This window comes from Acinetobacter sp. ANC 3929, from assembly GCF_000369405.1.
In the GTDB taxonomy this organism is placed as follows: Bacteria; Pseudomonadota; Gammaproteobacteria; order Pseudomonadales; family Moraxellaceae; genus Acinetobacter.
Genome location: NZ_KB849994.1, coordinates 549,484 through 572,878, shown reverse-complemented (window position 1 = coordinate 572,878; position 23,395 = coordinate 549,484). Strand labels below are relative to the sequence as shown.

The 23,395-nt window shown below is 40.6% G+C and carries 39 protein-coding genes and 1 tRNA gene; 14 read left to right on the top strand and 26 right to left on the bottom strand.

Annotation, left to right across the window (positions count from 1 at the left end):
- Position 1 precedes the first annotated feature (1 nt).
- The 25 genes from F909_RS21220 to F909_RS17070 form a co-directional block, all read right to left on the bottom strand.
- Complete coding sequence (locus F909_RS21220; protein WP_005145897.1) at positions 2 to 169, bottom strand: hypothetical protein; 168 nt, start codon at positions 167 to 169, stop codon at positions 2 to 4.
- Positions 170 to 213: 44 nt separating this feature from the next.
- The gene (locus F909_RS16955; RefSeq protein WP_005145894.1) at positions 214 to 999 is read right to left on the bottom strand and encodes a GIY-YIG nuclease family protein; all 786 of its coding nucleotides are present in this window, start codon (positions 997 to 999) and stop codon (positions 214 to 216) included.
- A gap of 194 nt (positions 1,000 to 1,193) precedes the next feature.
- On the bottom strand, positions 1,194 to 2,531 hold the full coding sequence (locus tag F909_RS16960) for a phage major capsid protein (RefSeq protein ID WP_005145891.1): 1,338 nt from the start codon (positions 2,529 to 2,531) through the stop codon (positions 1,194 to 1,196).
- Positions 2,528 to 3,118 (bottom strand): HK97 family phage prohead protease, encoded by a 591-nt coding sequence (locus tag F909_RS16965; RefSeq protein ID WP_005145889.1) that lies wholly within the window; start codon positions 3,116 to 3,118, stop codon positions 2,528 to 2,530. Before F909_RS16965 ends, F909_RS16960 begins: the two co-directional genes overlap by 4 nt.
- Before the next feature lie 55 nt (positions 3,119 to 3,173).
- Positions 3,174 to 4,850 (bottom strand): terminase large subunit, encoded by a 1,677-nt coding sequence (locus tag F909_RS16970; RefSeq protein ID WP_005145888.1) that lies wholly within the window; start codon positions 4,848 to 4,850, stop codon positions 3,174 to 3,176.
- A gap of 3 nt (positions 4,851 to 4,853) precedes the next feature.
- Positions 4,854 to 5,303, bottom strand: a complete 450-nt coding sequence (locus F909_RS16975; RefSeq protein ID WP_005145885.1) for a terminase small subunit — start codon at positions 5,301 to 5,303, stop codon at positions 4,854 to 4,856.
- Positions 5,304 to 5,616: 313 nt separating this feature from the next.
- Positions 5,617 to 5,910 carry an HNH endonuclease gene (locus F909_RS16980; RefSeq protein WP_005145884.1) on the bottom strand — a complete coding sequence of 98 codons (294 nt, stop codon included), beginning with the start codon at positions 5,908 to 5,910 and terminating at the stop codon, positions 5,617 to 5,619.
- Positions 5,861 to 6,097, bottom strand: coding sequence for a hypothetical protein (locus F909_RS16985; protein WP_005145882.1), 237 nt, complete (start codon positions 6,095 to 6,097; stop codon positions 5,861 to 5,863). The genes F909_RS16980 and F909_RS16985 overlap by 50 nt, the downstream gene beginning before the upstream one ends.
- 11 nt (positions 6,098 to 6,108) lie before the next feature.
- Positions 6,109 to 6,360 carry a hypothetical protein gene (locus F909_RS16990; protein WP_005145879.1) on the bottom strand — a complete coding sequence of 84 codons (252 nt, stop codon included), beginning with the start codon at positions 6,358 to 6,360 and terminating at the stop codon, positions 6,109 to 6,111.
- Positions 6,357 to 6,851, bottom strand: a complete 495-nt coding sequence (locus F909_RS16995) for a NinB/YbcN family protein (RefSeq protein WP_004997271.1) — start codon at positions 6,849 to 6,851, stop codon at positions 6,357 to 6,359. The genes F909_RS16990 and F909_RS16995 overlap by 4 nt, the downstream gene beginning before the upstream one ends.
- Entirely contained in the window at positions 6,851 to 7,129 is a 279-nt protein-coding gene (locus tag F909_RS20680) for a DUF968 domain-containing protein (RefSeq protein ID WP_032877546.1), read from the bottom strand. Before F909_RS20680 ends, F909_RS16995 begins: the two co-directional genes overlap by 1 nt.
- A gap of 173 nt (positions 7,130 to 7,302) precedes the next feature.
- Positions 7,303 to 7,379, bottom strand: a tRNA-Arg gene (locus F909_RS17005).
- Positions 7,380 to 7,742: 363 nt separating this feature from the next.
- Positions 7,743 to 8,291 carry a hypothetical protein gene (locus F909_RS17010; RefSeq protein ID WP_005145877.1) on the bottom strand — a complete coding sequence of 183 codons (549 nt, stop codon included), beginning with the start codon at positions 8,289 to 8,291 and terminating at the stop codon, positions 7,743 to 7,745.
- A gap of 275 nt (positions 8,292 to 8,566) precedes the next feature.
- On the bottom strand, positions 8,567 to 8,968 hold the full coding sequence (locus F909_RS17020; protein ID WP_005145874.1) for a hypothetical protein: 402 nt from the start codon (positions 8,966 to 8,968) through the stop codon (positions 8,567 to 8,569).
- Positions 8,969 to 8,971: 3 nt separating this feature from the next.
- Positions 8,972 to 9,334, bottom strand: a complete 363-nt coding sequence (locus tag F909_RS17025) for a hypothetical protein (RefSeq protein WP_005145872.1) — start codon at positions 9,332 to 9,334, stop codon at positions 8,972 to 8,974.
- A complete protein-coding gene (locus F909_RS17030) occupies positions 9,331 to 9,651 on the bottom strand; it encodes a hypothetical protein (RefSeq protein ID WP_032877542.1) in 321 nt (106 codons plus the stop codon). The genes F909_RS17025 and F909_RS17030 overlap by 4 nt, the downstream gene beginning before the upstream one ends.
- Positions 9,652 to 9,697: 46 nt before the next feature.
- Positions 9,698 to 9,859 (bottom strand): hypothetical protein, encoded by a 162-nt coding sequence (locus tag F909_RS21095; protein WP_005145869.1) that lies wholly within the window; start codon positions 9,857 to 9,859, stop codon positions 9,698 to 9,700.
- Positions 9,859 to 10,221, bottom strand: a complete 363-nt coding sequence (locus tag F909_RS17035; RefSeq protein ID WP_005145866.1) for an HNH endonuclease — start codon at positions 10,219 to 10,221, stop codon at positions 9,859 to 9,861. Before F909_RS17035 ends, F909_RS21095 begins: the two co-directional genes overlap by 1 nt.
- Complete coding sequence (locus F909_RS17040; RefSeq protein WP_005145864.1) at positions 10,208 to 10,486, bottom strand: hypothetical protein; 279 nt, start codon at positions 10,484 to 10,486, stop codon at positions 10,208 to 10,210. The genes F909_RS17035 and F909_RS17040 overlap by 14 nt, the downstream gene beginning before the upstream one ends.
- Positions 10,479 to 10,847: a hypothetical protein gene (locus F909_RS17045; protein ID WP_005145863.1), complete on the bottom strand. Its 369-nt coding sequence runs from the start codon at positions 10,845 to 10,847 to the stop codon at positions 10,479 to 10,481. Before F909_RS17045 ends, F909_RS17040 begins: the two co-directional genes overlap by 8 nt.
- On the bottom strand, positions 10,844 to 11,302 hold the full coding sequence (locus F909_RS17050) for a hypothetical protein (RefSeq protein WP_005145856.1): 459 nt from the start codon (positions 11,300 to 11,302) through the stop codon (positions 10,844 to 10,846). The genes F909_RS17045 and F909_RS17050 overlap by 4 nt, the downstream gene beginning before the upstream one ends.
- Positions 11,299 to 12,042: an ATP-binding protein gene (locus F909_RS17055; protein WP_005145854.1), complete on the bottom strand. Its 744-nt coding sequence runs from the start codon at positions 12,040 to 12,042 to the stop codon at positions 11,299 to 11,301. The genes F909_RS17050 and F909_RS17055 overlap by 4 nt, the downstream gene beginning before the upstream one ends.
- Positions 12,039 to 12,920, bottom strand: a complete 882-nt coding sequence (locus tag F909_RS17060) for a replication protein (RefSeq protein ID WP_005145852.1) — start codon at positions 12,918 to 12,920, stop codon at positions 12,039 to 12,041. The genes F909_RS17055 and F909_RS17060 overlap by 4 nt, the downstream gene beginning before the upstream one ends.
- A gap of 43 nt (positions 12,921 to 12,963) precedes the next feature.
- Complete coding sequence (locus F909_RS17065; RefSeq protein ID WP_004769486.1) at positions 12,964 to 13,338, bottom strand: helix-turn-helix domain-containing protein; 375 nt, start codon at positions 13,336 to 13,338, stop codon at positions 12,964 to 12,966.
- Between the two features lie 8 nt (positions 13,339 to 13,346).
- On the bottom strand, positions 13,347 to 13,547 hold the full coding sequence (locus F909_RS17070; protein WP_005145850.1) for a helix-turn-helix domain-containing protein: 201 nt from the start codon (positions 13,545 to 13,547) through the stop codon (positions 13,347 to 13,349).
- Between the two features lie 113 nt (positions 13,548 to 13,660).
- On the opposite strand from F909_RS17070, the gene F909_RS17075 reads away from it, so the two are divergent.
- The 12 genes from F909_RS17075 to F909_RS17125 all read left to right on the top strand — a co-directional run bounded on the left by F909_RS17075 (position 13,661) and on the right by F909_RS17125 (position 20,812).
- Positions 13,661 to 14,323, top strand: coding sequence for a LexA family protein (locus F909_RS17075; RefSeq protein WP_005145849.1), 663 nt, complete (start codon positions 13,661 to 13,663; stop codon positions 14,321 to 14,323).
- A gap of 52 nt (positions 14,324 to 14,375) precedes the next feature.
- Positions 14,376 to 14,870, top strand: coding sequence for a hypothetical protein (locus F909_RS17080; protein ID WP_005145848.1), 495 nt, complete (start codon positions 14,376 to 14,378; stop codon positions 14,868 to 14,870).
- A gap of 225 nt (positions 14,871 to 15,095) precedes the next feature.
- Positions 15,096 to 16,124, top strand: coding sequence for a DUF7666 domain-containing protein (locus F909_RS17085; RefSeq protein WP_005145845.1), 1,029 nt, complete (start codon positions 15,096 to 15,098; stop codon positions 16,122 to 16,124).
- Between the two features lie 2 nt (positions 16,125 to 16,126).
- Positions 16,127 to 16,399, top strand: coding sequence for a hypothetical protein (locus tag F909_RS17090; RefSeq protein WP_005145843.1), 273 nt, complete (start codon positions 16,127 to 16,129; stop codon positions 16,397 to 16,399).
- Between the two features lie 161 nt (positions 16,400 to 16,560).
- Positions 16,561 to 16,875: a hypothetical protein gene (locus F909_RS17095; RefSeq protein WP_005145842.1), complete on the top strand. Its 315-nt coding sequence runs from the start codon at positions 16,561 to 16,563 to the stop codon at positions 16,873 to 16,875.
- 1 nt (position 16,876) lies between these two features.
- A complete protein-coding gene (locus F909_RS17100) occupies positions 16,877 to 17,983 on the top strand; it encodes a V-type ATP synthase subunit I domain-containing protein (protein ID WP_005145841.1) in 1,107 nt (368 codons plus the stop codon).
- Between the two features lie 10 nt (positions 17,984 to 17,993).
- On the top strand, positions 17,994 to 18,602 hold the full coding sequence (locus tag F909_RS17105; protein ID WP_032877601.1) for an ERF family protein: 609 nt from the start codon (positions 17,994 to 17,996) through the stop codon (positions 18,600 to 18,602).
- Positions 18,603 to 18,681: 79 nt separating this feature from the next.
- A complete protein-coding gene (locus tag F909_RS17110) occupies positions 18,682 to 19,023 on the top strand; it encodes a hypothetical protein (protein ID WP_005145835.1) in 342 nt (113 codons plus the stop codon).
- The gene (locus F909_RS21495; protein WP_005145833.1) at positions 19,016 to 19,396 is read left to right on the top strand and encodes a hypothetical protein; all 381 of its coding nucleotides are present in this window, start codon (positions 19,016 to 19,018) and stop codon (positions 19,394 to 19,396) included. Before F909_RS17110 ends, F909_RS21495 begins: the two co-directional genes overlap by 8 nt.
- The gene (locus F909_RS17115) at positions 19,393 to 19,764 is read left to right on the top strand and encodes a hypothetical protein (RefSeq protein WP_005145828.1); all 372 of its coding nucleotides are present in this window, start codon (positions 19,393 to 19,395) and stop codon (positions 19,762 to 19,764) included. Before F909_RS21495 ends, F909_RS17115 begins: the two co-directional genes overlap by 4 nt.
- A 2-nt stretch (positions 19,765 to 19,766) precedes the next feature.
- Positions 19,767 to 19,970: a helix-turn-helix transcriptional regulator gene (locus tag F909_RS17120; protein ID WP_005145827.1), complete on the top strand. Its 204-nt coding sequence runs from the start codon at positions 19,767 to 19,769 to the stop codon at positions 19,968 to 19,970.
- 467 nt (positions 19,971 to 20,437) lie between these two features.
- Positions 20,438 to 20,812 carry an MCR_0457 family protein gene (locus F909_RS17125; RefSeq protein ID WP_005145825.1) on the top strand — a complete coding sequence of 125 codons (375 nt, stop codon included), beginning with the start codon at positions 20,438 to 20,440 and terminating at the stop codon, positions 20,810 to 20,812.
- Positions 20,813 to 20,904: 92 nt separating this feature from the next.
- Here F909_RS17125 and F909_RS17130 read toward each other — a convergent pair whose 3' ends face one another.
- Positions 20,905 to 21,267 (bottom strand): VOC family protein, encoded by a 363-nt coding sequence (locus F909_RS17130; RefSeq protein ID WP_005145823.1) that lies wholly within the window; start codon positions 21,265 to 21,267, stop codon positions 20,905 to 20,907.
- Positions 21,268 to 21,637: 370 nt separating this feature from the next.
- Here F909_RS17130 and F909_RS17135 point away from each other — a divergent pair, with 370 nt between their 5' ends.
- Together F909_RS17135 and dacC are read left to right on the top strand one after the other, a co-directional pair.
- Positions 21,638 to 22,039, top strand: coding sequence for an MCR_0457 family protein (locus tag F909_RS17135; protein ID WP_005145820.1), 402 nt, complete (start codon positions 21,638 to 21,640; stop codon positions 22,037 to 22,039).
- Positions 22,040 to 22,166: 127 nt separating this feature from the next.
- On the top strand, positions 22,167 to 23,315 hold the full coding sequence (gene dacC, locus F909_RS17140; RefSeq protein ID WP_005145818.1) for a D-alanyl-D-alanine carboxypeptidase PBP5/6: 1,149 nt from the start codon (positions 22,167 to 22,169) through the stop codon (positions 23,313 to 23,315).
- Positions 23,316 to 23,395: the final 80 nt, after the last annotated feature.

Here is a 23,395-nt window from a genome sequence, read left to right as displayed (position 1 = left end):
CCTATTCTTTGGTTTTATCTTCTTTTTTCGCTTTTGGTGCTGCTTTTTTCGGTTCTGTATAGACCTCTGCAACACCAATTTTGAGCAATACATTTGCCTGAAAATCAGGAATTTCTTTCACATCCCCAACATTGGAATCGTGGGTCGTTTTTAAATACTTAATTTTCATTTTTTCTCCAGATATAAAAAATCCCACCTAGAGTGGGATTTTATTTAAGTCATCAACTGCATCTGCATGGACTGCTGTATATCATCAAGCAATCTGCAAACTAATTTTGGTATCTGCGAGAAGCACTCTGTTTGACCACCAAAATCATTTTTCGGTTTGTATCGCCACCGTTTCAAGATAAAGTGCAATCGCTTTTCTAAGTTCCAAATATAACCAGCCTTATCTCGTATGGTTGTTATAACCTCGCATGCATAGCCAGCTTTGGTGTACTCCCTAAACCTGCTTTTTGCATTTACAGTAATTCCAACCTTAAAGAACGATTCATTTTCATTAAATAATCTAACAACATAAAGACTGGAATGACCATCGTATTTTTTGCAGGTCTTCACGTAAACACTTAGTGAGTACGCATTTAAGTTTTTAGAGCACTCTGAGCAACCATACGCCTTTAAATGATCATTGGGTCGTTGCTCAAAAACTCCATGCAAGGAACAAATTATTTTTACCTTGGTGTAGCTGTTAATATATTTAACCTGACTGTAGTCGTATAAGTTGCCATGCACTGATTTAGCTTTAGATATAAATTCTTTGACTGTTAACTTGGCAAGTCCTGTACATTTTAGACAGCCCTGACCAGCCAAATGATGATCTGGTCTTTTCTCAAAATCACCATGTTCAGGACAGCCGATTATCACTTTACTCTTGCTGACAATATAAGCAACTTTGCTGTAATCGTATCTACCACCATGCACAGCAATAGCTTTTTGGATAAATATTTCAGTCTTAGATTGCATAGCAGGCGCTATGACTTTAGAATTGGATTTAGTCATCTTGTTAGTCTCAATAACAGGTTGATTAGAAAGGCTTAGTTGTTTCCAGCAACTAGGCTTTTCGCTTATTTATTATACCAAAAAATTAGGTTGTTTTTATAAAAAATTATTAAAAAATCCTTATAAAAACAACCTCGGAAGAGGTTGTTATGGTGAAAATTAAATTCAGGAGCTGTTTTTTGAGCATTTATAGATTACGGTGTGCTGTAGTCCAGGAATGCCGCTGCAATGGCGCGACGTTTCGCCCAAGTGATGAACTTCTCTACACGAATGGCAAATTTGTTTTCTTGCCATAGGTTATGGGTTGTAGATCCATCAACAAGCGTTGCTTGATCGCTGTACGCCACATCAACACCACCGTCCTGAGCAACAAGCAATTCGCTCATTTTTACAAGAATGATCTTGTCGCCAATGGATTGTGACGTGATAACTGGAATACCCAGAAGCGAACGCGCTGCACCCGCAAAGCTCATGCCGTTGAAATATGTATTTCCAAGAGCATCACGAAGCAAAGCGTATTGCATTGCACGCGTTTCACTCATTAAGAAATACGCATTGTCAGTGGTAAGGTTTGCGGCAACAAATGTCGTGATAAGTTTTAACAAATCGGCTTCAATTGCTGCTGCCGTAGTGCCAGAAGGTTCAATTGCTGTTACACCATTCAGAATACCCGATGGAGTCACATCGGTTTGCGCTTGAGTACCAAGAAACGTGGTATCAATCAGCACTTTGGTTGCTTCAATCAAATCATTAAGCACAAGTTGATCAATTGCTGGATCGGCACGACGCAACAATTCTTGCGTATAAACTGTAATCGCAGCCAATTTATGCTCTTTGATTTCGATACTGTTGAATGTCGGGTTAGTTAAAGGCTTTTTAGCGCCTTCACCAACCCATGAAGCCGTACCACCACTTAATTGACCGTTAATTTTCACATTGAACGGAACAGCACGATAACCTTGCAACTTATCAAAGATGGTTGCATTACGAAGCAATTCTAAGAAATCGCCTTTGTATGTGTCTTGCTGCACAAGTGGCGCAGCGAAACCAGCATCAGTAGTGGTACCCAAAGTGGCTTTTTCAACATATTGAACCACTGCTTCGTCATAGCCCAATGCTTTTGCCGCATCAACGACAGTCATTAGTCGCCCTTGTTTTTGCTCATGACATGCAAGCATTTTTGCACGAGCAAACTGAGCAAAAGGCATACCTTTAGGAAGATTGGATTTAACTTCTACCTTAGGATCATCTTTAGGCTTGGGATCGCCTTTTGCGGACTTTTCTGCTTCTCCTGGATTGTCACCTGCAACTGGTGTTGCTGTGGTCGCAGCAGTTTCAGCCTGCTTAATCATATCTTTGACACGATCAATATTTTTCTGAATCGTTGCAATTTCAACATCAATCACGCCAATTTGCTGTTCTTCTTCCTCATTGGGGGTCTGACCAGCATCTAAAGCTTTGGTGACAATTCCTTGTTTTTCTGCATTCTTCGCAGCTAATGCATCAAGAAGCTGCTTTAAGTATTTATTCATAGTTTTACTCCACCCTGTGTTGGGCTATTTAGTTTTACGATTACGTGTTTTTGTTCAGATGAATCGCCATCTGGAACGTTCTGAGGTTGTTTGCCCAACGCGGCTTTGTGTTCCTCAAATGCTTTTTTAAAATCTGTTTCGCTTTCGCGATTGCATGGAATGGTGACTAAGGAAAGTTCATAAAACTCCCAATCATTAAATTTTATGCCACCACCTTTGATCATTTCCACGTCATCCCAATTTGGGAGAAACCCAACGGATAGACCCTTGATGAGGTTGTGTTTCAAGGACTGATAAGCCTCTTCAATTCGGGCTTTCAATGCGCCTTCTTCTTCTATCTTTGGAAGATGAATTTCAACCTCAATCCCTTTACTGGTCACTTTCACATCCGTGACATGACCAATTGGTGATTTATGGTCGTGGTGAAAAAGTAATGGCATTGGCAAAGTGAACTTGGCACCTGTGGGAACCATGATGTCTTTTGCTCGATCCTGATTGGGTGTGCTTGCCACCCCTTTAAATGTTCGTTTTTCATCGTCTACGGCTTTGATTTCGAATGAGCCGAATGATTTGTGCAGAGCAGTCATAGCCCCTCCAAAATGCAAAAACCGCCAATTAAGGCGGTTATCTGTGAAATGTGTTTTATACGAAAAAGACGTTGTATTCTTTTGTGCTTGGCTCTGGGTTCATTGACATAAGCGCCACCGCATTAAACGTGGCAATCAAAGGGTCAATCTTCCCGATTCCAGATTCTTGCTTGGTTATTCGCATACCATTGCCAATCATCACTACACGCGCATTACCTGCCGCCCATGTCATGAGTTGCTGCCCTGCATGGAATAAATTACCTTCTGCTAATTTGCGTTCAGTCGTTAAAATATAGGACATGAGTTTGTGTCCTTGTGGCACACCAAACATGGCACCCTCTGGTATCCCTGCTTCCAGTAATCCATCAAGCAAACCGCCTAACCCGAGTGGATCAAGCCCAATCTTATTAAGTTTGCCACTGTCATAAACTTTCTTGGCAATCGCTGCGAGCTGGTCAATATCATCACCCACACGCTCAACCACAGTTAAAGAATGTTCGGCTTGAAAGTCTTGATACTTCGGAATATTTTCCTTGCGGCGCTCTAAAGCTATTTTATTAGCCCATGCATGATTCCAAAGCCACCAGATACGTGGGTCTTTTTTAAGTCTGCCAAGTACAGCGAACCCCAGCAAATCGTCCAACCCACCGCCATCGATTCCCATTGTGATGACATCAGACTGTTCAATGATCTGATCTAATCCAAAGACGTGCTTTTGCTTGTTCCAGTATTCAGCACCAGCCCAACGATTGGCGCGTAGATTCATGCCGATTTCGATGTTTAAGTGCTTGGCCAAGAAGTCTCTAAGGGATTCTTCACCAGCATCCTTGACCTTTTTAAACTCTGAAATAAGATACTCAAGGTCTACGGACGCACCCAAGTTCGGGTTTGTGATATAGAAGTTTTCAGGATTTAAGTGTTCGCCCGCTTCTATCATCTTTTTAGGGAATTCATAGATTAAAGGCAGGAATTGTTTATCCTCTTTAATTCCATCCCTTACATCGCGGGCATAGTCTAAAAGCTGCTTGAATACACCGCATGGCACCTCATCTGACATAGTGGACAGGTAAATCACACAGCCTTCTGGACGCGATGCCAAACCTCCTTTTGCTTCACGGAACATTGATTCAGCATTGGCACGCTTACCAAATAGCCAAACTTCATCAATCAAAATGATTGAAGCCTTTTTACCTGCTGCTGCATTAGATTCCGCTGCGATGACCTTAAGTGTTGCACTTGTACCCAAGTGAGTAACTGTCTTTGTGTGCTCAGACACATTCATCATTTCGCTTAGTTCATCATCTGCCCGAATGAAGTCACGAATCGGGTTAAAGCTATTGTCAGCAACTTCTTTCGTGGGTGCCAAGATAATAAGTTCAGCAGAAAGGCGGTCATTCAGAATCAGTAAGAGAAGCATGATTGCTGCGGCAATCGTAGACTTAGTATTCTTCTTTGAGATCAGAAGGAAGAATTCTCGGATTAATCGACGCTTGGTATTTGGATCTAATGCACCTGCAATTGCCCGTACAAACTCCAACACCCATGGTAATGTGACATCACACATCTTTGGGCTACCCATCACATCAACTAAGATCAATTCATTAAAAATTCGCTCTGCAACATCGGCAACTTGTGGAAATAATGGCTCACAAGGCATTAAAGATTGTTTATTGACAATACGTGTCGCCCAATCTGGGCAAGCTGTAGTCCAGATTGGTGACATTGATGACATAAACTAGCTCGGTAATTGATTATTTAAAGTTCCAAACTTGCCTGACTTTGTAGCAGCCTTAGCAGCATCTTCTTTGGTTTCTTTCTTGCCCTTTTCAGCTACTTTGCCGTGGACGTATGGAAGGGCTGCTTGGGCAGCTCGTACACGTAGAGCCATATCTTCAACTTGGTCTGTGTAGACTGACTTCAAGAACTCAAGCGGATCGTCCAACTTATTGGCAGTCTGGATAGATGTGAAAGTTGTTAAAGGTTTAACCTCATGTTTAACAACTTGCTGGGGAGTGGCTTCTTCAAGTCGTTTCAGATAAGCAATAACATCAGGATCTTTTGCTAAACGCGCTCCTGCCGCAGATGCAGTCTTTTCAGGACATCCAGCTAAAATGGCAGCTTCTTTATTGTCTTTGCCGTTTCGTTTTGCGAGGGCAAATGCCTTCTTTTTTTCTGTTAAAGCCATATACCCTCCTTTAACATATTTTTGAAAACTGATTTTTTCTTATAAGTGAGGAGGGCGGCGGTGTCCGTGAGCTTTGAGCTTGAAAATTTTAACTCCCCCCCTGCCTGCTGATATTTTACGCACCATTTTGATGCAAATTTTAATAATTAAATTCACCATCTCCGGCGCTGTTCATCTTGGGTTATGGATTGCTGTGCTCGCTTAGCCTCTTGTTTTACATCTCTAGCCAAAAGGCAAAAGCTCTTAACATCATCCAGTGTTACCGACTTACCAGATTGAATGCTTGCTATAGCGTAATCATGGACCATATCTTCTATTGTTTTATTACCCACTGCCCACTCTCCCTCAATGTCTTCTCTTTATGACAAGGCACACATAACGATTGAAGATTGCTTTCCTCATCATTACCACCCTGAGCCACATTCACAATATGATCAAGCTCAAGCTCCATAGTTACAACACCACAACACTGGCATGTGTACTTATCTCTTAAATGAATGCTTGCTTTAAGTCTTCGCCATGGGCGACCACCACGTCCTTGACCCCAGTTAGATTGTTTAGGCGTCTTGGTAGTTTGGAGTCTCGGCTTTAATGTCCGTAGTTTCATGATCACCTACTATTCTCAACCGATCACCATCTACGATGAACTTAACGTTAAGCTCAACATAACCATTCGGGTGTGATTCAATCTTGAGTTCCTGTTGTGATACAAGTAATTCACCAGTAATTGCATCATGTAATGCTAGCGATCCTTTAGAACCTTGCGTTCGTTTTAATACCAGTCTTCTAGACATACTCACCTCAATCAATCGTTCTCGATCTTGGCAGTTCGTCTTCCTGTTCGCTTAATTGCAACAGGAGTTCGTTGCTCTGTTCCAGTGCTGCCAGAATTATCTGATCCTTGTTCGCTATCTGCTGAATCAGTGTTGTGTTCTGCTCCACTATCTTCTGCATCAGCGCCAGTAATTCGCTTGATAGCTGCTGCTGTTCTTGCTTTTGCTCGTTCATATTGTTGTTTAATCCATTCACGACGTTCTTCACATGATTTGCATGTCATGCCTTGCTCTCCACCACCCACATCAAATCTTCAGGCGTTTCCAACCAACACCCCTGCTTATTACAAAACGCATGAATGTCATTTAGATACTCAGTAAATTGCTGAACACTTGCATCAGTCGTGCTTATCAGTTCATTTAGTCCTGCTGCCACTTGGTTATATAACGGATGCTTCTGATCTTTTAATGCTTTCACTGCATTGAATGTATTTCGATACTGACCCACATCATCACGAAAGTAGATCGTTGCTAAGAATTTACGCTTAAAGAATAAATGCTCATTATCTTTATCTGTACCTTGATGCTTCGCCCATTGACTGAGCCATTTCCAGTAGAGTTTGTTTTGAGCTTTTGATCTATCTTTGGTGTCTTCTTGAATATGCACAACAAGTGGCTTACCTTCGCCTGCCGCTCTGCCATGATTTAAATTAAGATAATTGGCGACTCTAGCAACATCATAGTGATTCTGGATTTTGTAGACGACTGGTTCCATCAAAATACCTCATTGTTGTACCCAATGTTTAACATCCTCTCAGTCTTTTCCAACCACTGCTCAAACAAAGCTTCTGATTCTTGTCTTGTGCCTAGGTTGAATTGGTCGAATTGACTGTGGCATGAGTGGCAAAGTGGAACTGTGTAGCAATCATCCGCCTTGCGTCCACGGGACTTACCGTGCTTCGAACTGTTTGAATGTGCAGCCTGTGAAGGACTAGATCCGCATCTAACGCATGGCAACTGCCTTATTTCGTTTAGCCTCTTTTGCGAACGCATCTTCTAGATTCTCAATTCGTTTTGTAAGCGTATTAATTTCACGTTGACAGTCATTCTTGAAAGTGTGGCTGCTAAACAAGTGATTGTAATTCTGCAAAAGCACTACGTTCTTCTTGTAAATTTCAAGATTCTTCTTCGCTTCGATTGTGTCCATAGACATTCTCTGAATAAATTGGCACGCCATGCAGGACTCGAACCCACATCAATCACACTAGAATTATGATGTCTTATCCAATTAGACGAATGGCGCATAAAAAAGCCCCACCGAAGCAGGGCATAAAGAGGAAACTGGATTAAAACAGCCCAGCTATTCAAATGAACAACTGGGCTGAGCAGTAACGTAGTTTAAGGCTGACTGATGTGTTAAGGGGTCGCCAATCCGCAAGTAAATACTCACCTCTTTAGGTGGTCAATCCAAGGGTAGTGTCTTGTTCAAAACCCGCACCCTTCATATATATTATTGACCAGATAATATCCTACTAAATTTATAGAGCCTAGTAGGTAACTCCAGAAACAAAAAAGCCCACCTTTCGATGAGCTTTAATGGCTTGGTCTCGGTATGAACCGTAATACGACCAGTATGGGAAAACAATATCTTAAATCCTTATAGCTGTCAATTGATTGTCTTGTTTAGTTTTCGGCGGTATTCACCAACATAAAAATCGATCTCATCTTCCATGTCTTTAAGCATGATATTCACCATGGCGCCTAGATATGCATAGTTCTTGCTATAGGTGTCCGCCTTGATCTCATTAATGCCACAGAACTTTAACTGGCCCTGCAACGTACGATCTTCTTTGATCTCAGGGCGTAATGTGAAATACACCTGCATACGAGCAATCTTCTTACAGAACAGCTTTAAATCGAAGTGATGACGCTGGCGCTCTGTGATTTCTGCGTCATATAAAATCTTTCCAATATGCTCAACCAGAATTTTGAACGCTTGAGTAGTATCACGGGAATCACCCCAAACCAGAATTTCACAATATGCCTTTGTTGCTTGATCTTCAATTGATGCAATAGCTCCGCAACGCTCTTCCCACGTTGGTGCCTTCTCACCAGTCGACATTGTTGAAGCTTCATAGTTTGCTGTTTTAGCTCTCATCTGCTGCCCAACCCATTCAAGATTAGATAATTTTTCTGTTACTACTGCCGCATTCATACCGTCACCTCAATTCTTTTCTGATCGTTCTATGTGTTTTCTAACTCGTTCACGACTTTCTTTGTCATAAGTTTTTAATTGTTTGTAATAGCATCTTAGTTCTACAGCTAGAATCAAAATCCAAGCAAATGGTGATAGTACAATTCGTAGAGTTATCATGAACAATTTCAATAATTCCTCTAGCGCATCTTTTAAATCACACCACTGATCAGAGTAAAAATTCTTCACTTTCTGAATGTGCCATCGACAAGTTAAATCCCAAGCCTCTTTATCCATCACCCACCTCTCAACCGTTCAATAAGCTTCTCAATCCATTGGATGACTAATCCTTCTTTGATTTGTGCTGTTGTGCCACGAATCACGAACCAACCGTTTACAGCTGCTGCTGAATACTTCTCACAGTCTTTTGTGTAGCCTTCGCCTCTGGTGTGCCGACCATTGCTGAATACACCACCTTCCACTTCAACCAGGATGGGCATGTCATCAATTCTGAAATCTGCTAACCATCTGCGCTCAGGATGAAACCGATACTCTTTAGTAAATGGAATCTTTAGAGCATTGAGATGATTCTCTAATAGAGCGTCACCTTTGCTGACTGTCTTACCAAACTTCCGTGACACGCTTGAACGCGCCACAGGTTTTGATCTACTTCTTTGAGCCTCTTTGAATGTGGTCATAGATCACCCCATCGCTTTCTTGATTTCGTGAATACAGAATTTCAAAGCAAAAACTCGCTGATCATTGCCACTTTTAAGATTCTGTTCTTTGGCTAATTCAAGTTGATTGACCAACTGACTACCCATATTTCGCAACTTGTCATTCTCGATTTTTGCGTTGTAGAGTTCTTGTGATAAACGATCAACTTCCAAGATTGCTTGCTCTCTTGTCATCTCTTGGTCAGCAAAACAACCACCACCAGCATGGCAATATCCATCTGCGCCACAGTAAGGGCTTCCACCCTTACAGCGCATAACGGCATCAACCCATGTGTTGTGATTGCTGCTCAACAAATCATGCTCACAAGGGATCTTGATTGCTTTCATGTCTCCCCCTTGAGCGCTTGCTCTAACTCAATTGCAAATCGACCGTAGATTGTTGATTGTTCCCACTCTTTAAGCTCAAGCTCTTTTTCTTCGTCTTTATAGGCTTGGATCAGTTGCTTGACTAAATCCACCCGCTTTTGCAGCTCATCCACCTCGGTCTGGCGTTCTTGGTACATACGCCATGCTGAATTTATCACTGTTACATCACTGTGAAACATTGGATTGATTGAGTAATAAGTTTGCAGTTCTTCATCAAAGTCCATCTGCCATGATTTGCACAATTCATAAGCTTTGGTTTTCTCAAATTCACTTCTCATCACTTCACACTTATCGCCAGTGAAGCACCTAGCACACATTCTTTCGTCATTGCATTTTGTAATTTGATTCATATTCTCTTGCTGCCTTGTGTATAGTTTCAATTAGTTTGTTTGTTTCTCTTTCACCTAAAAGATTGTGATATTTATCAAAATCCTCCAACTCCAAAGACTTCTTGATTTCATCCTCTATTTCTGAATTTCCTCTCATCACTTCACCTGCTCAAAATAGAAAACCACTGGTTTTTTGATGAACTCAACCAAACCGAAACGCATAAGGTGACGAATCTGAGAACAATCTCTTGGAACTTGAACATCACGATAGTGGGCTAACAAGTCACGCCATGACTCCAATGACATTGAACGCTTGTTGTGATTACACGCTGTGCATGCTGGCATTAAGTTCTCATAGACATCGTTTTCAGGCTTCTCAGGCTTACCTGTGACTAAATCACGCACCACTGCTTCCAGGTGGTCTGCATGCCACTTATCAGTCAGATCGTCACCACAATAAGCACAGCGACCATCAAATTTTCGCTTGAGTTCTTCACGTTGTGACTTAGTTAGTTTCATAATTGCCAACCCTCTCTTTGTGCTTCTTGCAATTTGGGGGTGTGTCACAGCCTCTTAATTCTTCTAAGTCAATGCGGTGGCCTGCTGCGATTTCTTCGTTGGTAGCCAATCTGAATAACTTCTTATCCCAGACATATCCTCGTATATCTTTGTATTTACCTAGGCCAGTAACAGAAAGATTTGTATCCCATCCTGCAAAATCAACAACAAAGATTCGACTATCTTCACCTTCAATTAAAACAACCTTATCCCCGACCTTAAACATGCTCACCTCCATAAATGGATTCGTAGTCTGCGATGGCTTGTTGCAAAGCCGAAAGACGTGGTGATGGTTTCACTCCAACGCTTGTACAGGCATTTGTAAAACAAGCGCACTGTCTTTTTGCCATTGATATGCCGCCATACTCTTTAACCAGTTCAAGGCTCTCAACGAGGCGCTTAAGCTCCTCAATACAAATCAAGTCTTTGATCTGACTGCGCTGAAACTCGTCAAGCAATGGGTTGTTTTCATCAACAAACATGCGAGCATCGTCAGTCATGTGAGTAACATTTGAATTAGGAAGTTTGGTTAATTCTTCCCTCGCCCTCTCAAAACCGTGCTGCTGAATGAATTGGATCGCGTTCATTGGCTTTGCTCCTTGTCATGATTAGTCACGCCTTCTAAGCTCATGCGTGCATTGTTCATCTTGTTGTACATGTCTAGCGTAAATGAGTGTCTAGTTCCTGATTTAATTAGAGAAAGTGTTGAATGAGCACATCCTGCAATTCTTGCCACATCGACTAAACGTCCACTATAAGTCCTTATCCAATTAACTATGTCTTTCGCCTGTTCTGCTGTTGGATACACACGTTGTTTTACTAATCTCGCGTGTGAGACTCGATGTGTCCTAACCACTTCAACAACTTCAGGTTTAAACTCAATCAACCCTCTCAACTCATCAATCAGTGGATGCTCTAATCCATTCTCTAGTGCATACTTCACTTCTTTCGCAGTACAAACCTCATAACTCGGTCTATTCTTCTGTTCAGCTAATTTGTGAAGTGCTTGCTTCACTTGAGTGATTGTTGGGATTTGGTTCACGCTGCACCTCCCACTCGACCATCAGTCCAATTACACTCAACGACTGTTAATCCGCCATGTTGGAAGCGTGACCAAAGACGATCTCCCAAGTCTGCTTTGAGCTGATCTAGAGTCATGTTTGAAATAAGCATCGTTGCTTTTGCTTCGTCGTAGCGTGAGTAAAGAACTTTGTGAACAAGCTCCAAACGCTTTTCTCTGTCATGCAATCCGTACTCATCAAGAATTAATAAGTCGTATTGCGAGAAGTCATAAATCACTGACGCTTCAGATTGATCTTTCGTGTCCTTATCCCAAGCTTTCATGATCTTCTGAGCCATATCCTCAGATGTGATGTAACGAGCGTATTTTCCTTTTGCCAAAAGTGTTCTTGCCGTTGCACATGACAAATGGGTTTTACCTGTACCGGTGCTGCCAACCATTACAAGATTGACCACTTTTCCCTTGATGATCTCTTTTGCGTAATCAGTAGTTTGTTTGAGCGCAAGTTTCTGTCCTGGTAATTCAGTAGAGTAGTTACGGAATCCTGAGTTCTCATGACGTTTTGGAAGCATTGCACCTGCAAAGTGTTGTTCACGTACATTGCGATTTACTTGTTTGTCATGCTCTTTGTTTGACGCTTTCACATACTCAATTGCACATGCTGGACATTGCTCACGACCAAACATCACGATCAATTGAGTCTTGTGTTCAGGACATACCGTTTTGCTTTGAAGAATTTCAGTATTGAACATCGCATTCATACCATCCACTCCTCTAGTTCAACAGGATCAACATTTTCGTAATGAGTCTGGGTTTTTGCCCATGCTTCGTTTACGTTTCTGTTATCCAGAACTGGTTGAGTTGTTTTTGCTTGAACTGGTGTGCTCATGCTGATGAATCGGTCTAGCTTTTCAGGTTCACGGCAAATCAATTCAATATCGTTGTAGACAGTGCCACGATCATTTTTGCCCATGTGGTAATCAGACTTCGAGCAATTCAGAATTGCTTTTTTGATGTCTTCAACTGAATACCCTTGCTCAAGACGAGCTTCGATTTTCTTTTTCCGTTTTTCAGTGAGTACGGTTTTTTGGCTGTTGAAAGTTGTTTTCCAGAACTCAAAGACGACATATATATTTTCTTTAAGTGTTTCTTTAAGTGTTTCTTTATTAGTGCCCCGTTTGACGGGACTGGTCTCGTCCCGTTTCGCGGTACTAGTCCCATCACCTTTGACGGTACTAGTCCCTTTTAGTGGTAGTACCGTTTCGTGGGACTGGTTTGGGTTGATTGAATACTCGTTTAAGCACCCAGTTTTACGATTAACAAGAATGATTTTTTTGTCTTCAAGTTCCTTGATGCATGCCATCACCGTGTCACGTTTTCTTATGCCACAGTATTTTTGAAATTGGCTGATTGCTATTGTGTGATTTGTACGATCAAAACCAGATGTTTGACGCACTATGAGCATTAGGCATTTAAAGGCCTTATCGTTTAATTGCGCCATTACCTGGTCGTCAATTAAAGAGTTAGGCATTCTGGTATAGCCCTCTTCTTTCTTTGACATAGATTGTCGCTCAGCTTTTGGAAATGGAACCAGCTCTCCTTGCGGATCAGGTGGTACATATGCTAAATTTGATTTCATTCATTACTCCAATGTTTTGAATACCTAAGCCTGATCTCGTAAATCAGGCTTTTTCTTTGTACCCAAGCTCAAAACTCATTCCAAAATCTTCAATGTCATCTTGAAAGAGATCGTCAATTGATTGCTTGCTTTCCATCCATGCCTTTGACATCACGAAAAGAGCATTAAGCTTTTCTTCGCTAATCATTCGATATTTCTTAGGCACTGTTTTGAATCCAAGAACATCCAATAGAGCTAAACAGTTCTCAATCTCTGTCAATCCATTGGATTTCTTATCATTTTTCATTCTAGATAATGTGCTAGGGTCTAAGCCTATTTGTTCTGCAAGCTGTCCTTGATTACTTGAGGAAAGCGCTTGCAATACCCGAGTCAATTCATTTCTCGCTCTTGCAGTTAAATCGGCTGATACTTTGCTCATGGTTGTTCCTAAGCGGTTAATTGTGTTGAACAATTTTCCTTCCATAAGATTTCTAGTTTTTTTCCTAGTTCATATGAAAGGCGTTTCCCACATAAGCCACGCTCTAAATCACTAACGTAATTTTGCGAACAGCCTATTTCTGTGGCGATATATGTCTGAGTTAGACCCTTTTCCCTTAACTCAGAGATCATCTTTTGCCATTGATTCATGCAAAATCTCCGATAATTTTTATTAAATATATAGGTTTTCCGATATTTATTCAATAGCCAAACCGATTGAATTATGTATCAGAATTCCGATAGTTGTAACGATGGATAAATTTATGGCTACTTTGGGCGACAACTTAAAATCTATTCGCAAAGCAAAGAAAATGACTCAAAAGGAGTTGGCTCAGAAATCAGGTGTAAAACAGTCTGTTATATCCGACTTAGAAACTGGTAATGCAAAATCTACTGGATCTATTCTTGAGTTAGCGAATGCGCTTGGTGTAACGGCTGAAGAACTTAAAAAAGGTGTTATTAGTACACTGGATAATAACGTCGCACCTATTAGCTCTAAATTGCTTCCTGTTCTTTCGTGGGTTCAGGCTGGAACAATGACATCAGTAGAAGCTATTGATCCAAATAAAATAAATGAATGGTTGCCGCCTTTAAGTGCTGATGACCCAGATGGTTGTTTCTATTTAAGGGTTGTTGGTGTTAGTAATTACCCAACCTATGCCGATGGTGATTACATCCTTGTAAATCCTAATTATCAAGTATGTGATTTGATCTCGGAAGATCTTGTAGTTGTGCGTAGTAATTCAGATGCAACTTTCAAGAAGCTTGTGATTGAAAGCGATGAGAGGAAATATTTACAAGCACTCAACCCTAATTTTCAACCAAACATCATTGAATTTGAGGAGGGTATGGAGTTGGTAGGATTAGTGATTGATGCATTTAGACCATTAGGCGGTTCACGTCCAAAGCGTGTTAGGAAAAGCTAATAAAAACTGTGAACCCGATACAGTAATTACAATGGTTCGGGATGGGGTGGGAATGAATAACGAAGACAAGCCTAAACAACTTGGCAGATTGACACTAGATACTGTAAAAAGTCTATCTAATCGTGAAAAACCTTATGATAGTCTGGTTATTGATGAAACTATTCAATCTACGTCTCAAGAAGATGTAATGAAAACTAAAGTTTTAGAAATGCCTGATCTAAATATGCTTGATCTTTCCTATGATCAAATAAAAACGCTAACAGATGAGGAATTGGTTAAGCTTTTGAGCGGTGAAGGTCATGATGGTTTTATAAGAGAGCCAACCATTCAATTGATTAGTAATGAGCTTTTGGGTAGGCAAATTAAAGAGTCTTCCAAGCCCCATTGGACAGTGACTCCAACCTTTATTGTTGGTTGTATTGCATCGATACTTGCTGCCATTTCAATTTTAGTTACTATTTACTTTTCAGTTTTTTACCAGAAGGCTGAGAATAATAAGCATACAGATCAAAGTTACACTATTAAAAAAGATGGTAGCCCAAAGTAAACGCTTAACAACTAAAGATTCATTTTTATTCATAACAAACTCCAACCAACCCACCCAGTGTGGGTTTTCTTTTGTCTATTAAAACATAAAAAATCGGAATTTCTATAAAAATATCGGATTACCTATTGACTAATAATATCGGAAATGCGATATTTACCTCACAGACAACAAAAAAGCCCCGACAGTTTGGCGACGCGGAGCTTTTACTCAAAGAGTGAGATAAGTATGACACAAAATCAAGAAACAATCACCACGTACAAGGGATTTGACAAAGACCTTAAATGTCGTGGCTTCCAATATGAAATTGGAAAGACATATAAGCACGAAGGTGAGGTTAAAGCATGCGGTTCAGGTTTTCATGCATGTGAACACCCTTTAGATGTATTGGGTTACTACCCTCCTTCACAAAGTCGCTATGCGGTTGTTGAACAATCAGGTGATTTAAGCCGTGAAGATGGCGGTGACACCAAAGTTTCTAGTCGTGAAATTTCTATCAAATTTGAAATTGGTATTGCTGATCTAGTTAAGTTTGCTATCGACTACACATTTAGCAAATGCACACCTATTGATGCCGAATCACCTGCTTCGGCTACTGGCAATCAAGGTGCAGCTTCGGCTACTGGCAATCGCGGTGCAGCTTCGGCTACTGGCAATCGCGGTGCAGCTTTGGCTACTGGCAATCGCGGTGCAGCTTCGGCTACTGGCAATCGCGGTGCAGCTTCGGCTACTGGCGAATATGGTGCAGCTTCGGCTACTGGCGAATATGGTGCAGCTTCGGCTACTGGCTATCAAGGTGCAGCTTCGGCTACTGGCAATCAAGGTGCAGCTTCGGCTACTGGCTATCAAGGTGCAGCTTCGGCTACTGGCAATCAAGGTGCAGCTTCGGCTACTGGCAATCGCGGTGCAGCTTCGGCTACTGGCAATCAAGGTGCAGCTTCGGCTACTGGCAATCGCGGTGCAGCTTCGGCTACTGGCTATCGCGGTGCTGCTTCGGCTACTGGCTATCGCGGTGCTGCTTCGGCTACTGGCGAATACGGTGCTGCTTCGGCTACTGGAAAGCATTCTGTTGCATGCGGTCTAGGTTGGAATAATAAAGCTATGGCATGCGAGTCGGGTGCAATAGTTCTAACTTATCGCAACACACAAGATGAAATTATCCATATCCGCGCTTCTAAGGTTGGTGAGAACGGTATTAAAGCTAATACCTGGTATCAATTGGACGAGAATTGCGAATTCGTTGAAGTGGAGGCTTGATCATGGATAACAACACTCTAACTCACAACCAGTTCATTGCACGTTTAATCAAACGCCAGAACACTAAGAAGTTCACCACGATCAAAACTGTGGCTATCCAGTCTTTTGCATTGCTTGCTGTATTGGTGATGTGCATTTCATTTATTGGTTTGGTTCTTCACATTGCAGCGTATTACCAGGCTAAAGAAGAGTTAGAAACCCAAGCCCTTATTCAACAATTAGAAAAAGGCGAAGTCGTAGAAATGACGGCTCGAGTTGGTGCCCAACATGATTAAGTCGAAACAGCCGATTTTTAGTGTTGATTACACTACCTGTAAAAGCTGCGGTCGTTCAGTTCAGCGCAAAGTGCCCTTTCACAACAACAAGGGATATTCATGGATATGTTCATGTGGCTGGTCTCAAAACGTATGGAGTTGCTCTGTAACGTGAGGTGTCTATGGGAACTATTTTCCCTCAAAGCTTTCTTGAGCAATTCGGTTATTCAATTGGCGAGAAAGAAGAAGCAACCCACTACAGCACTTTCGGTGGTTCTGAATGGTCATTGAAAGTTGCAAGAAATCAGATTTTTTACTGGTGTGATTTAGGAAAGTCTTGGCGTAAATGGCCTTTAACAATCCAGCACTGCACACCTATTGGTGAACAGGAACCCAACTATAAATGTGGTCCAGACGCACCTAAACAAATTCAAGTTATAGAGCGAGTTTTGAAGGACTCACCTATTTATACCAATGCAAAATATAAAGGCGATTAACATGAATGCACAAGTTAATGAATTACAAGTATTAGAACAAAATGTGATTGTTGCTGCTTTTTCTAAAGTTGGTGGCACAGATGAATTGTACGAGCGTATTGCTCAGGAAGTTCGTAGTCATGTTCCAGATGTGAGCACAAAGAAAGGGAGAGATGCCATTGGCTCTCTTGCTTTAAAAATTAGTAAATCAAAAACATTGATTGAGAAATGTGGTAAAGACCTTGTTGCTGAACAAAAGGCGCAAATCAAATTGATTGATGATGACCGAATTGGGGTTGTTAAGAAGTTTGATTTATTGCGAGATGAGATTCTTGCACCACGTGATGCATGGGAAAAGGCAGAAGAAGATCGTGTTGCTAAACATCAGCACAATATTAAAGAGATTCGTTTACATGCCACAGAAGGTTTTTTGGAGCTAACCACAGCCGAAATGCTTGCAGGTGCAATTGGTCTTGTTGAAGAAGTAATTATTGATTCTTCATTTGAAGAGTTCGAACAAGAAGCAAAAATTGCCAAGTTAGAGACTTTGGAAAAGCTGCGTAGTGCCATAGCTGCACGTGAAAAATATGAAGCTGAACAGGCAGAATTAGAGCGTTTACGTAAAGCTGAACAAGAATGTTTACAGCGCGAACATGAAGAGCGTATTGCGAAAGAAGCAGCTGATAAAGCGCGTATCGAAGCAGAAGCAAAAGCTTTAGCTGAAAAGCAACGTTTGGAACGTGAACAAAAAGAACAGGCTGAATTAGCTGAACGTCAACAACGTGAAGCTGCTGAACGTGAAGCACGCCTTCAAGCAGAAAAAGAAGCTGCATTGCTACGTGAAGAACAATTGAAACAACAAGCGATTGAACAAGCCAAACAGGCTGAGATTCAAAAGCAGCAAGCTATTGAAGCCGAACGTTTGCGCATGGAACAAGAACAGGCTGCAAAAGCAGAGGCAGAACGTCAAGCTGAATTAGCACGGCAAGCAAACCAAGCGCACAAAAAGAAAATCTGTAACGAAGCACTAAAAGGTTTATTGGCTTTGGGTGTTGATGAGGCTAAGGGCAAAGAGATTTTGCAAGCCATCAATAAGGGTTTGGTTCCACATGTATCAATCAAGTTTTGATGATTAGATGATGAATGCTCAAGTTTCAAATACGTTGGTTATTGAAGATCTAGTGGCTATTCAACATGAACTGAAAGCCCCTAAAGATAAATTCAACTCATTTGGTAAATACAATTACCGCTCTTGCGAGTCAATTCTTGAGGCCGTAAAGCCATTGTTGCACAAATACAACTGCACATTGGTCCTATCCGATCAGTCTAAAGAATTGTGTGGAATTCCCATTGTGACAGCTATTGCTAAATTTGTTGATAGCAAAGGCAAGGAAACGTTGGTCCAAGCAGAGGCTGGTGTTGAGGTAAATAAAAAAGGTATGGATGTAGCTCAAACTTTTGGTGCGTCAAGTTCATATGCTCGTAAATATGCATTAAATGGTTTGTTTTTAATTGACGATTCCAAAGATGCAGATTCTGACGAATATCAGAACCAACAGAATTCTCAGCAAAACCAATATCAAAACCAGTTGAAAAACGATTACCAAAAAGCCTTAAAAGACATAGAAAATGCTGAGAATTATTCAGTTCTCGTCCAGATTTGGAACAAATTTAAAGCTACGAATTACGCTGAACAGATTAAGAAATCTATTGGCGCTAAACGAGACAAAGAAGGATGGGCAGCATGAAAGAACTCACTTTAGGTTTATCAATCTTGTTGAATTTGGCGGTTGGGCTTTTATTAATTGTAGTGGCGGGAGTGTGGTGATGAATCATAATTTTATTGAGTATACAACTGGCGGTGCATTCAACCTTAATTTAAGCCGTCGACAAATTGAATCTTTTACATACTTCGCTTCTGTAGAGCAGTTTGTACATATCCCATCAAAGTCTACACAAGCTTTGATTGATAAAGGTTTGCTTGAGTCAGTACCTGCTGCTGAAGCACATGACCCACACTACCCTTGCTTGAAAGTTACTGCTGAAGGAAAGTTGGTTTGGGAATTGTTGAAAATGGCAGGACTGGTAAAAGAGTTGCCTAGATCAGTATTTATTCCTGCACCAGAAGTTGATTTCAAAGTTGAGTTACGGGAGAAGGCTGATGTTTGATATTGAAAAAGAACGTGAGGCTTTTAAGGCTTTATTTGAAGAAAAATTGGGCGCACATAGCTGTCAATTTGATCTTGATAGTGATGGTAATTATGAGGATCGTGAAACAGTCAGTGCATGGCATATGTATTTAGCTGGATTGAATAAAAATCTTGAAGGCTGCGTGGTGGTGCCAGAAACATTAAGCCTAGATTTAGCAAGGAAGCGTGCCGAATATATTTATCAGGGCGCAAAAAATTATCTTGCGCGTGAATACGCCAACCTATCGGCTATTGAAATGCAACTTTTTAAAGAAAGATGGATTGAATCAAAAGCTGTGAGTTTGCAAACAGACTATTTACTGACATTAGAATCAGCAAGGGGCGGAAAATGATTAAACAATTGATACCTACAGAGCCTCAGCAATGCCCTGTTCAAATGCCAGTTTCTTATTTTGGTGCGTCCTATCCTGATTCACAATGTATTGAAGGTTATTTATGGGATGAGGATAGCGGTGATGATGAAGGTTTCACAAGTGGTGGGGACATTCCTTGCCCATTTTGTAACCCAGCCGACCATGCGGACTACATGAAAGAACATGATGGAGATGAGTTTGTTTGTGAAGTTTGTGATACGAAACTAGATAAACTTCATTGGGCTGAAACAGAAAAGCCCTCTGTCAAATTATATGGCCACTGCCCAAAATGTAATTGCAACCAGTGGGCAGGATATAAAGAAGCAAAAGCGGATGCGGAGGGGTGAAAATGCAGATTGATCGTAGAGTTCGAGCAAAAGAGTTTATGCAGTTACTATCAATTAAGAAAGATGCATTTTACTCCAGAGTGAAAACTGGTGAAATTCAACAGCCAGTCCGGGTAAACAAAAAAGATGTTTTTTGGCATGAATCTTATGTGAAGCAGAAAGTTGAAGAACATAAGATTGAATCTGGTACACTAGCCTGCTCATAGCAGGCTTTATTTTTATTAAGTTGAGGTTGCTTTTCTAAAAACGGGTAACATAACGGGTACTTTATCTAAAAACTACATAATATTATATAACTAACAATAACTTATATTAATAATGTGCATTTGCTATTAAGATATTCACTAAAATTAATTCTCTATACAGTATCTGCTGGCATCTTCAGCTCTGCCTTGCATGAAAAGCTGAAATAACTCAAATAAGGCATGAAACCTAGGTAATCGTACCCCACTTGTCAAGTTTCATCACTGAAATTAGACTAAATTCAACCATCCATCCTCATCTGAACAACGTATCTTTCGATCTTCATTAAAATCAATGAGCAACATAAATCACAGTTAAAAATCATGGAAAGATGTCAACAATCACCTGACTACTCAGCAGTTTTCCCAATTGAATTATTCCTTGAATTATATATAGTTATGACTTCATAGTATTAGAAATTTATACAACCATGAGACATTTATCTAAATTTATCCGAGTTTTCGGGGTGAGTTTCACACTTTTAACAGCACCAGCTGTTTTTGCTGATGAAGCGGTTTCAGTCAAAGAAGCTGATGCATTAATTAAAGATGACATCGCCAATGCACAAGTACTTATCGAAATGTGCCCTAACTTGATCGGAAAGAATGCCAAGTTTGATCAAAATATCAAGAAAATGGTGGGTTCATATCTCAGCAATTATTCAGATAAAACGGCATCATTAGATAGCCTACAAAAAGATGGCGAATTCAAAACTTTGTTGAAAGATGCGCGTGAAGCAGCATCAGAAGTCGATAAAGCTGAACAAAAGTCTGTATGTGAAGAAGTTTTAAATTTCGAAGGCTAATCAAGCTTTGGAATAATCGTGTGGTTTTAAACCCAAATTGTTTGAAACCACTCTTCCATTATCTACAATGACTTTACTTTTATATATTATCCCTACCAAGCATCTGGTTCGCGGACCATATGAATAATATTGGCAGGACTGCTGATCCAACCACCTTTGAAGCCCTCCGGTAAAGGTTCAATAGCATCACAACGCACCACACCTGCCTGATTCAGGTATTGAGCTGCTTCGGGAAAATTATCTGTAAACAGTTCAAGCCAAAGCTCTGCTTGACTCATCCCCTCAACCACATCAATCCATAATTTAACTGGTCCAAACTCAAAACCAATCTCTGAACCTTTTTCTGTGATTTGCTTAAGACCAATCACATCACGATAGAATGCGACTGTAGCTTCGAATTGATGCGGTGGTAGTTTCAGTGCAATATCAACACCGCCTTTGAATTTTGTCTCCATGTTCCTGCTTCCTCTTTCAATATATTTGTTATTTTCCTAATTTTTCCCTCAACCTTAACCTTTATATTTCACAACACACATTTAACCGCTACTTTCATTTTCATAAAGAAGCCAATTAGTTTATTTTTTAATCATATCCATGTTAACTTCGAAGATCAAATGAAGAGCAAAAATGCACCAAGCAACCTCTTCAAAGACATACAATTTTTTAAGCCTGATAAGTCCATTAAACAATGGCTAGGCTTTCAATACTAAAATTAAAAACCACATTTTCTCTACGGTTCCTACAGCAAACATACATTTTTTAACATCCTTTTATGCTATAAGTTATTCAAATTCTTTAAGTCTTGTTATTTGAGTTTGATTTCTTATGAAGAAAAATGTTTTTAAAACACTAGGTTTATCATTCCTCATCGCTTCGAGTGCACTTACTTCATCAGCATTTGCGGCTGACAAAAAGTCAGAAACTGAAAAGATTGAAGTCACGCCAATGTCTGACAGCGTAACCAAGCAAGAACTTGCTGCGATCTACGTGCTTTCTGAAATTTGCCCTAGTCTGATTGGCAAAGATTTAAAATTTAATAAAGCCTATGACAATCTGGTCAAAGCCTATTTAAGCAACGATGCCAAAGCTGTTGAAACACTCAATAACCGCGTGAAAGGCAAAGATTTTCAGGAAGCTTTGAAAGAAGCACGTGCAGATGCAAAAGCTGCTTCTGACAATGATAACCGTCAAATTTGCGATGATGTTCGTAATTATTATTCGAAATAATCCGACCAATTAAGCTTCAGGTTACAATACTGTATGAAAAAGCCGATTTCTCCCGTAGAAGTCGGCTTTGCTTTATCCTAAAATGCTAGGCTCGTCTGCTTCATACAAGATATTGGAACCACCTAGAATGACTCAAAAAAGCGCTCTTGCTGCATTACTCCTTTTGCCAAGCTTTTCATATGCAGCAACTGTCCTATCTGCCCCACCAGAATTAAATAATAAATCCTATGTGTTAATGGATTATGAGACAGGACAGATCCTCGCTGCCAAAAATGAAAATGAAAAACTGGCACCTGCTTCAATGACAAAAATGATGACAAGCTACATCATTGAGCAGAAACTTTTAAAGGGTGAATTGACTGAAAACGAACAGGTACGCATGAATGAATCTGCGTGGTGTCGTGGTACCAGTTCAGAATCATGTATGTATGTTCCATTAAATGGCACTGCAACTGTTTTAGAAATGTTACGCGGGATTATCATCCAGTCAGGTAATGATGCATCTAAAGCAATGGCTGAGCATATTGCAGGCAATGAAGGTACCTTTGCCCACATGATGAACCAAGAAGCAAAACGTGTTGGTATGGTGAATACACACTTCATCAACTCAACAGGCATGCCTGCTGAAGGTCATTACTCAACTGCAAAAGATATGGCTGTACTGGCACAACATATCATTAAAGATAGCTCTAAATACTATCCAATTTATTCAGAAAAAGAGTTTTCTTTTAACGGTATCAAGCAAGGCAACCGTAATGCCCTGCTTTATACTGACCCAAGCGTAGATGGTTTAAAAACTGGACATACCGACGAAGCGGGTTTTTGCCTAACCACTTCAAGTAAACGTGGACCGATGCGTTTGATCTCGGTGATCTTTGGTACACCAAGCATGAATGAACGTGCCAATCAAACACGTACATTATTGGCTTGGGGCTTTGCAAACTTTGAAACTGCAAACGTTCAACCTGCAAACCAAGTTCTTGCCAAAGCAAAAGTATGGTTTGGTAAACAAGATGAAGTTCAAATCGGTCTAGCTGAAAACTTCAATGTCACCATGCCTAAAGGCCAAGCAGATAAAATCAAAACTCAACTTGTGGTTCAACCTAAACTCAATGCACCTTTAGCAAAAGGTCAAGTTGTTGGTAAACTCGTTGCGAGCCTAGATGGTAAAGTGATTGCTGAAAAACCACTAGTTGCCTTGAAGCCTGTTGAAGAAGCTGGTTTCTTCGCGCGTATGATTGATCATATTAAAATGTTCTTCAGCAACTTATTTTAATTTTTAGAATAGCTAGATAAAGCATTCATGCTCTTGGGTATGAATGCTTTTTTATTTTATAATTACTCTAAATTTTCCAA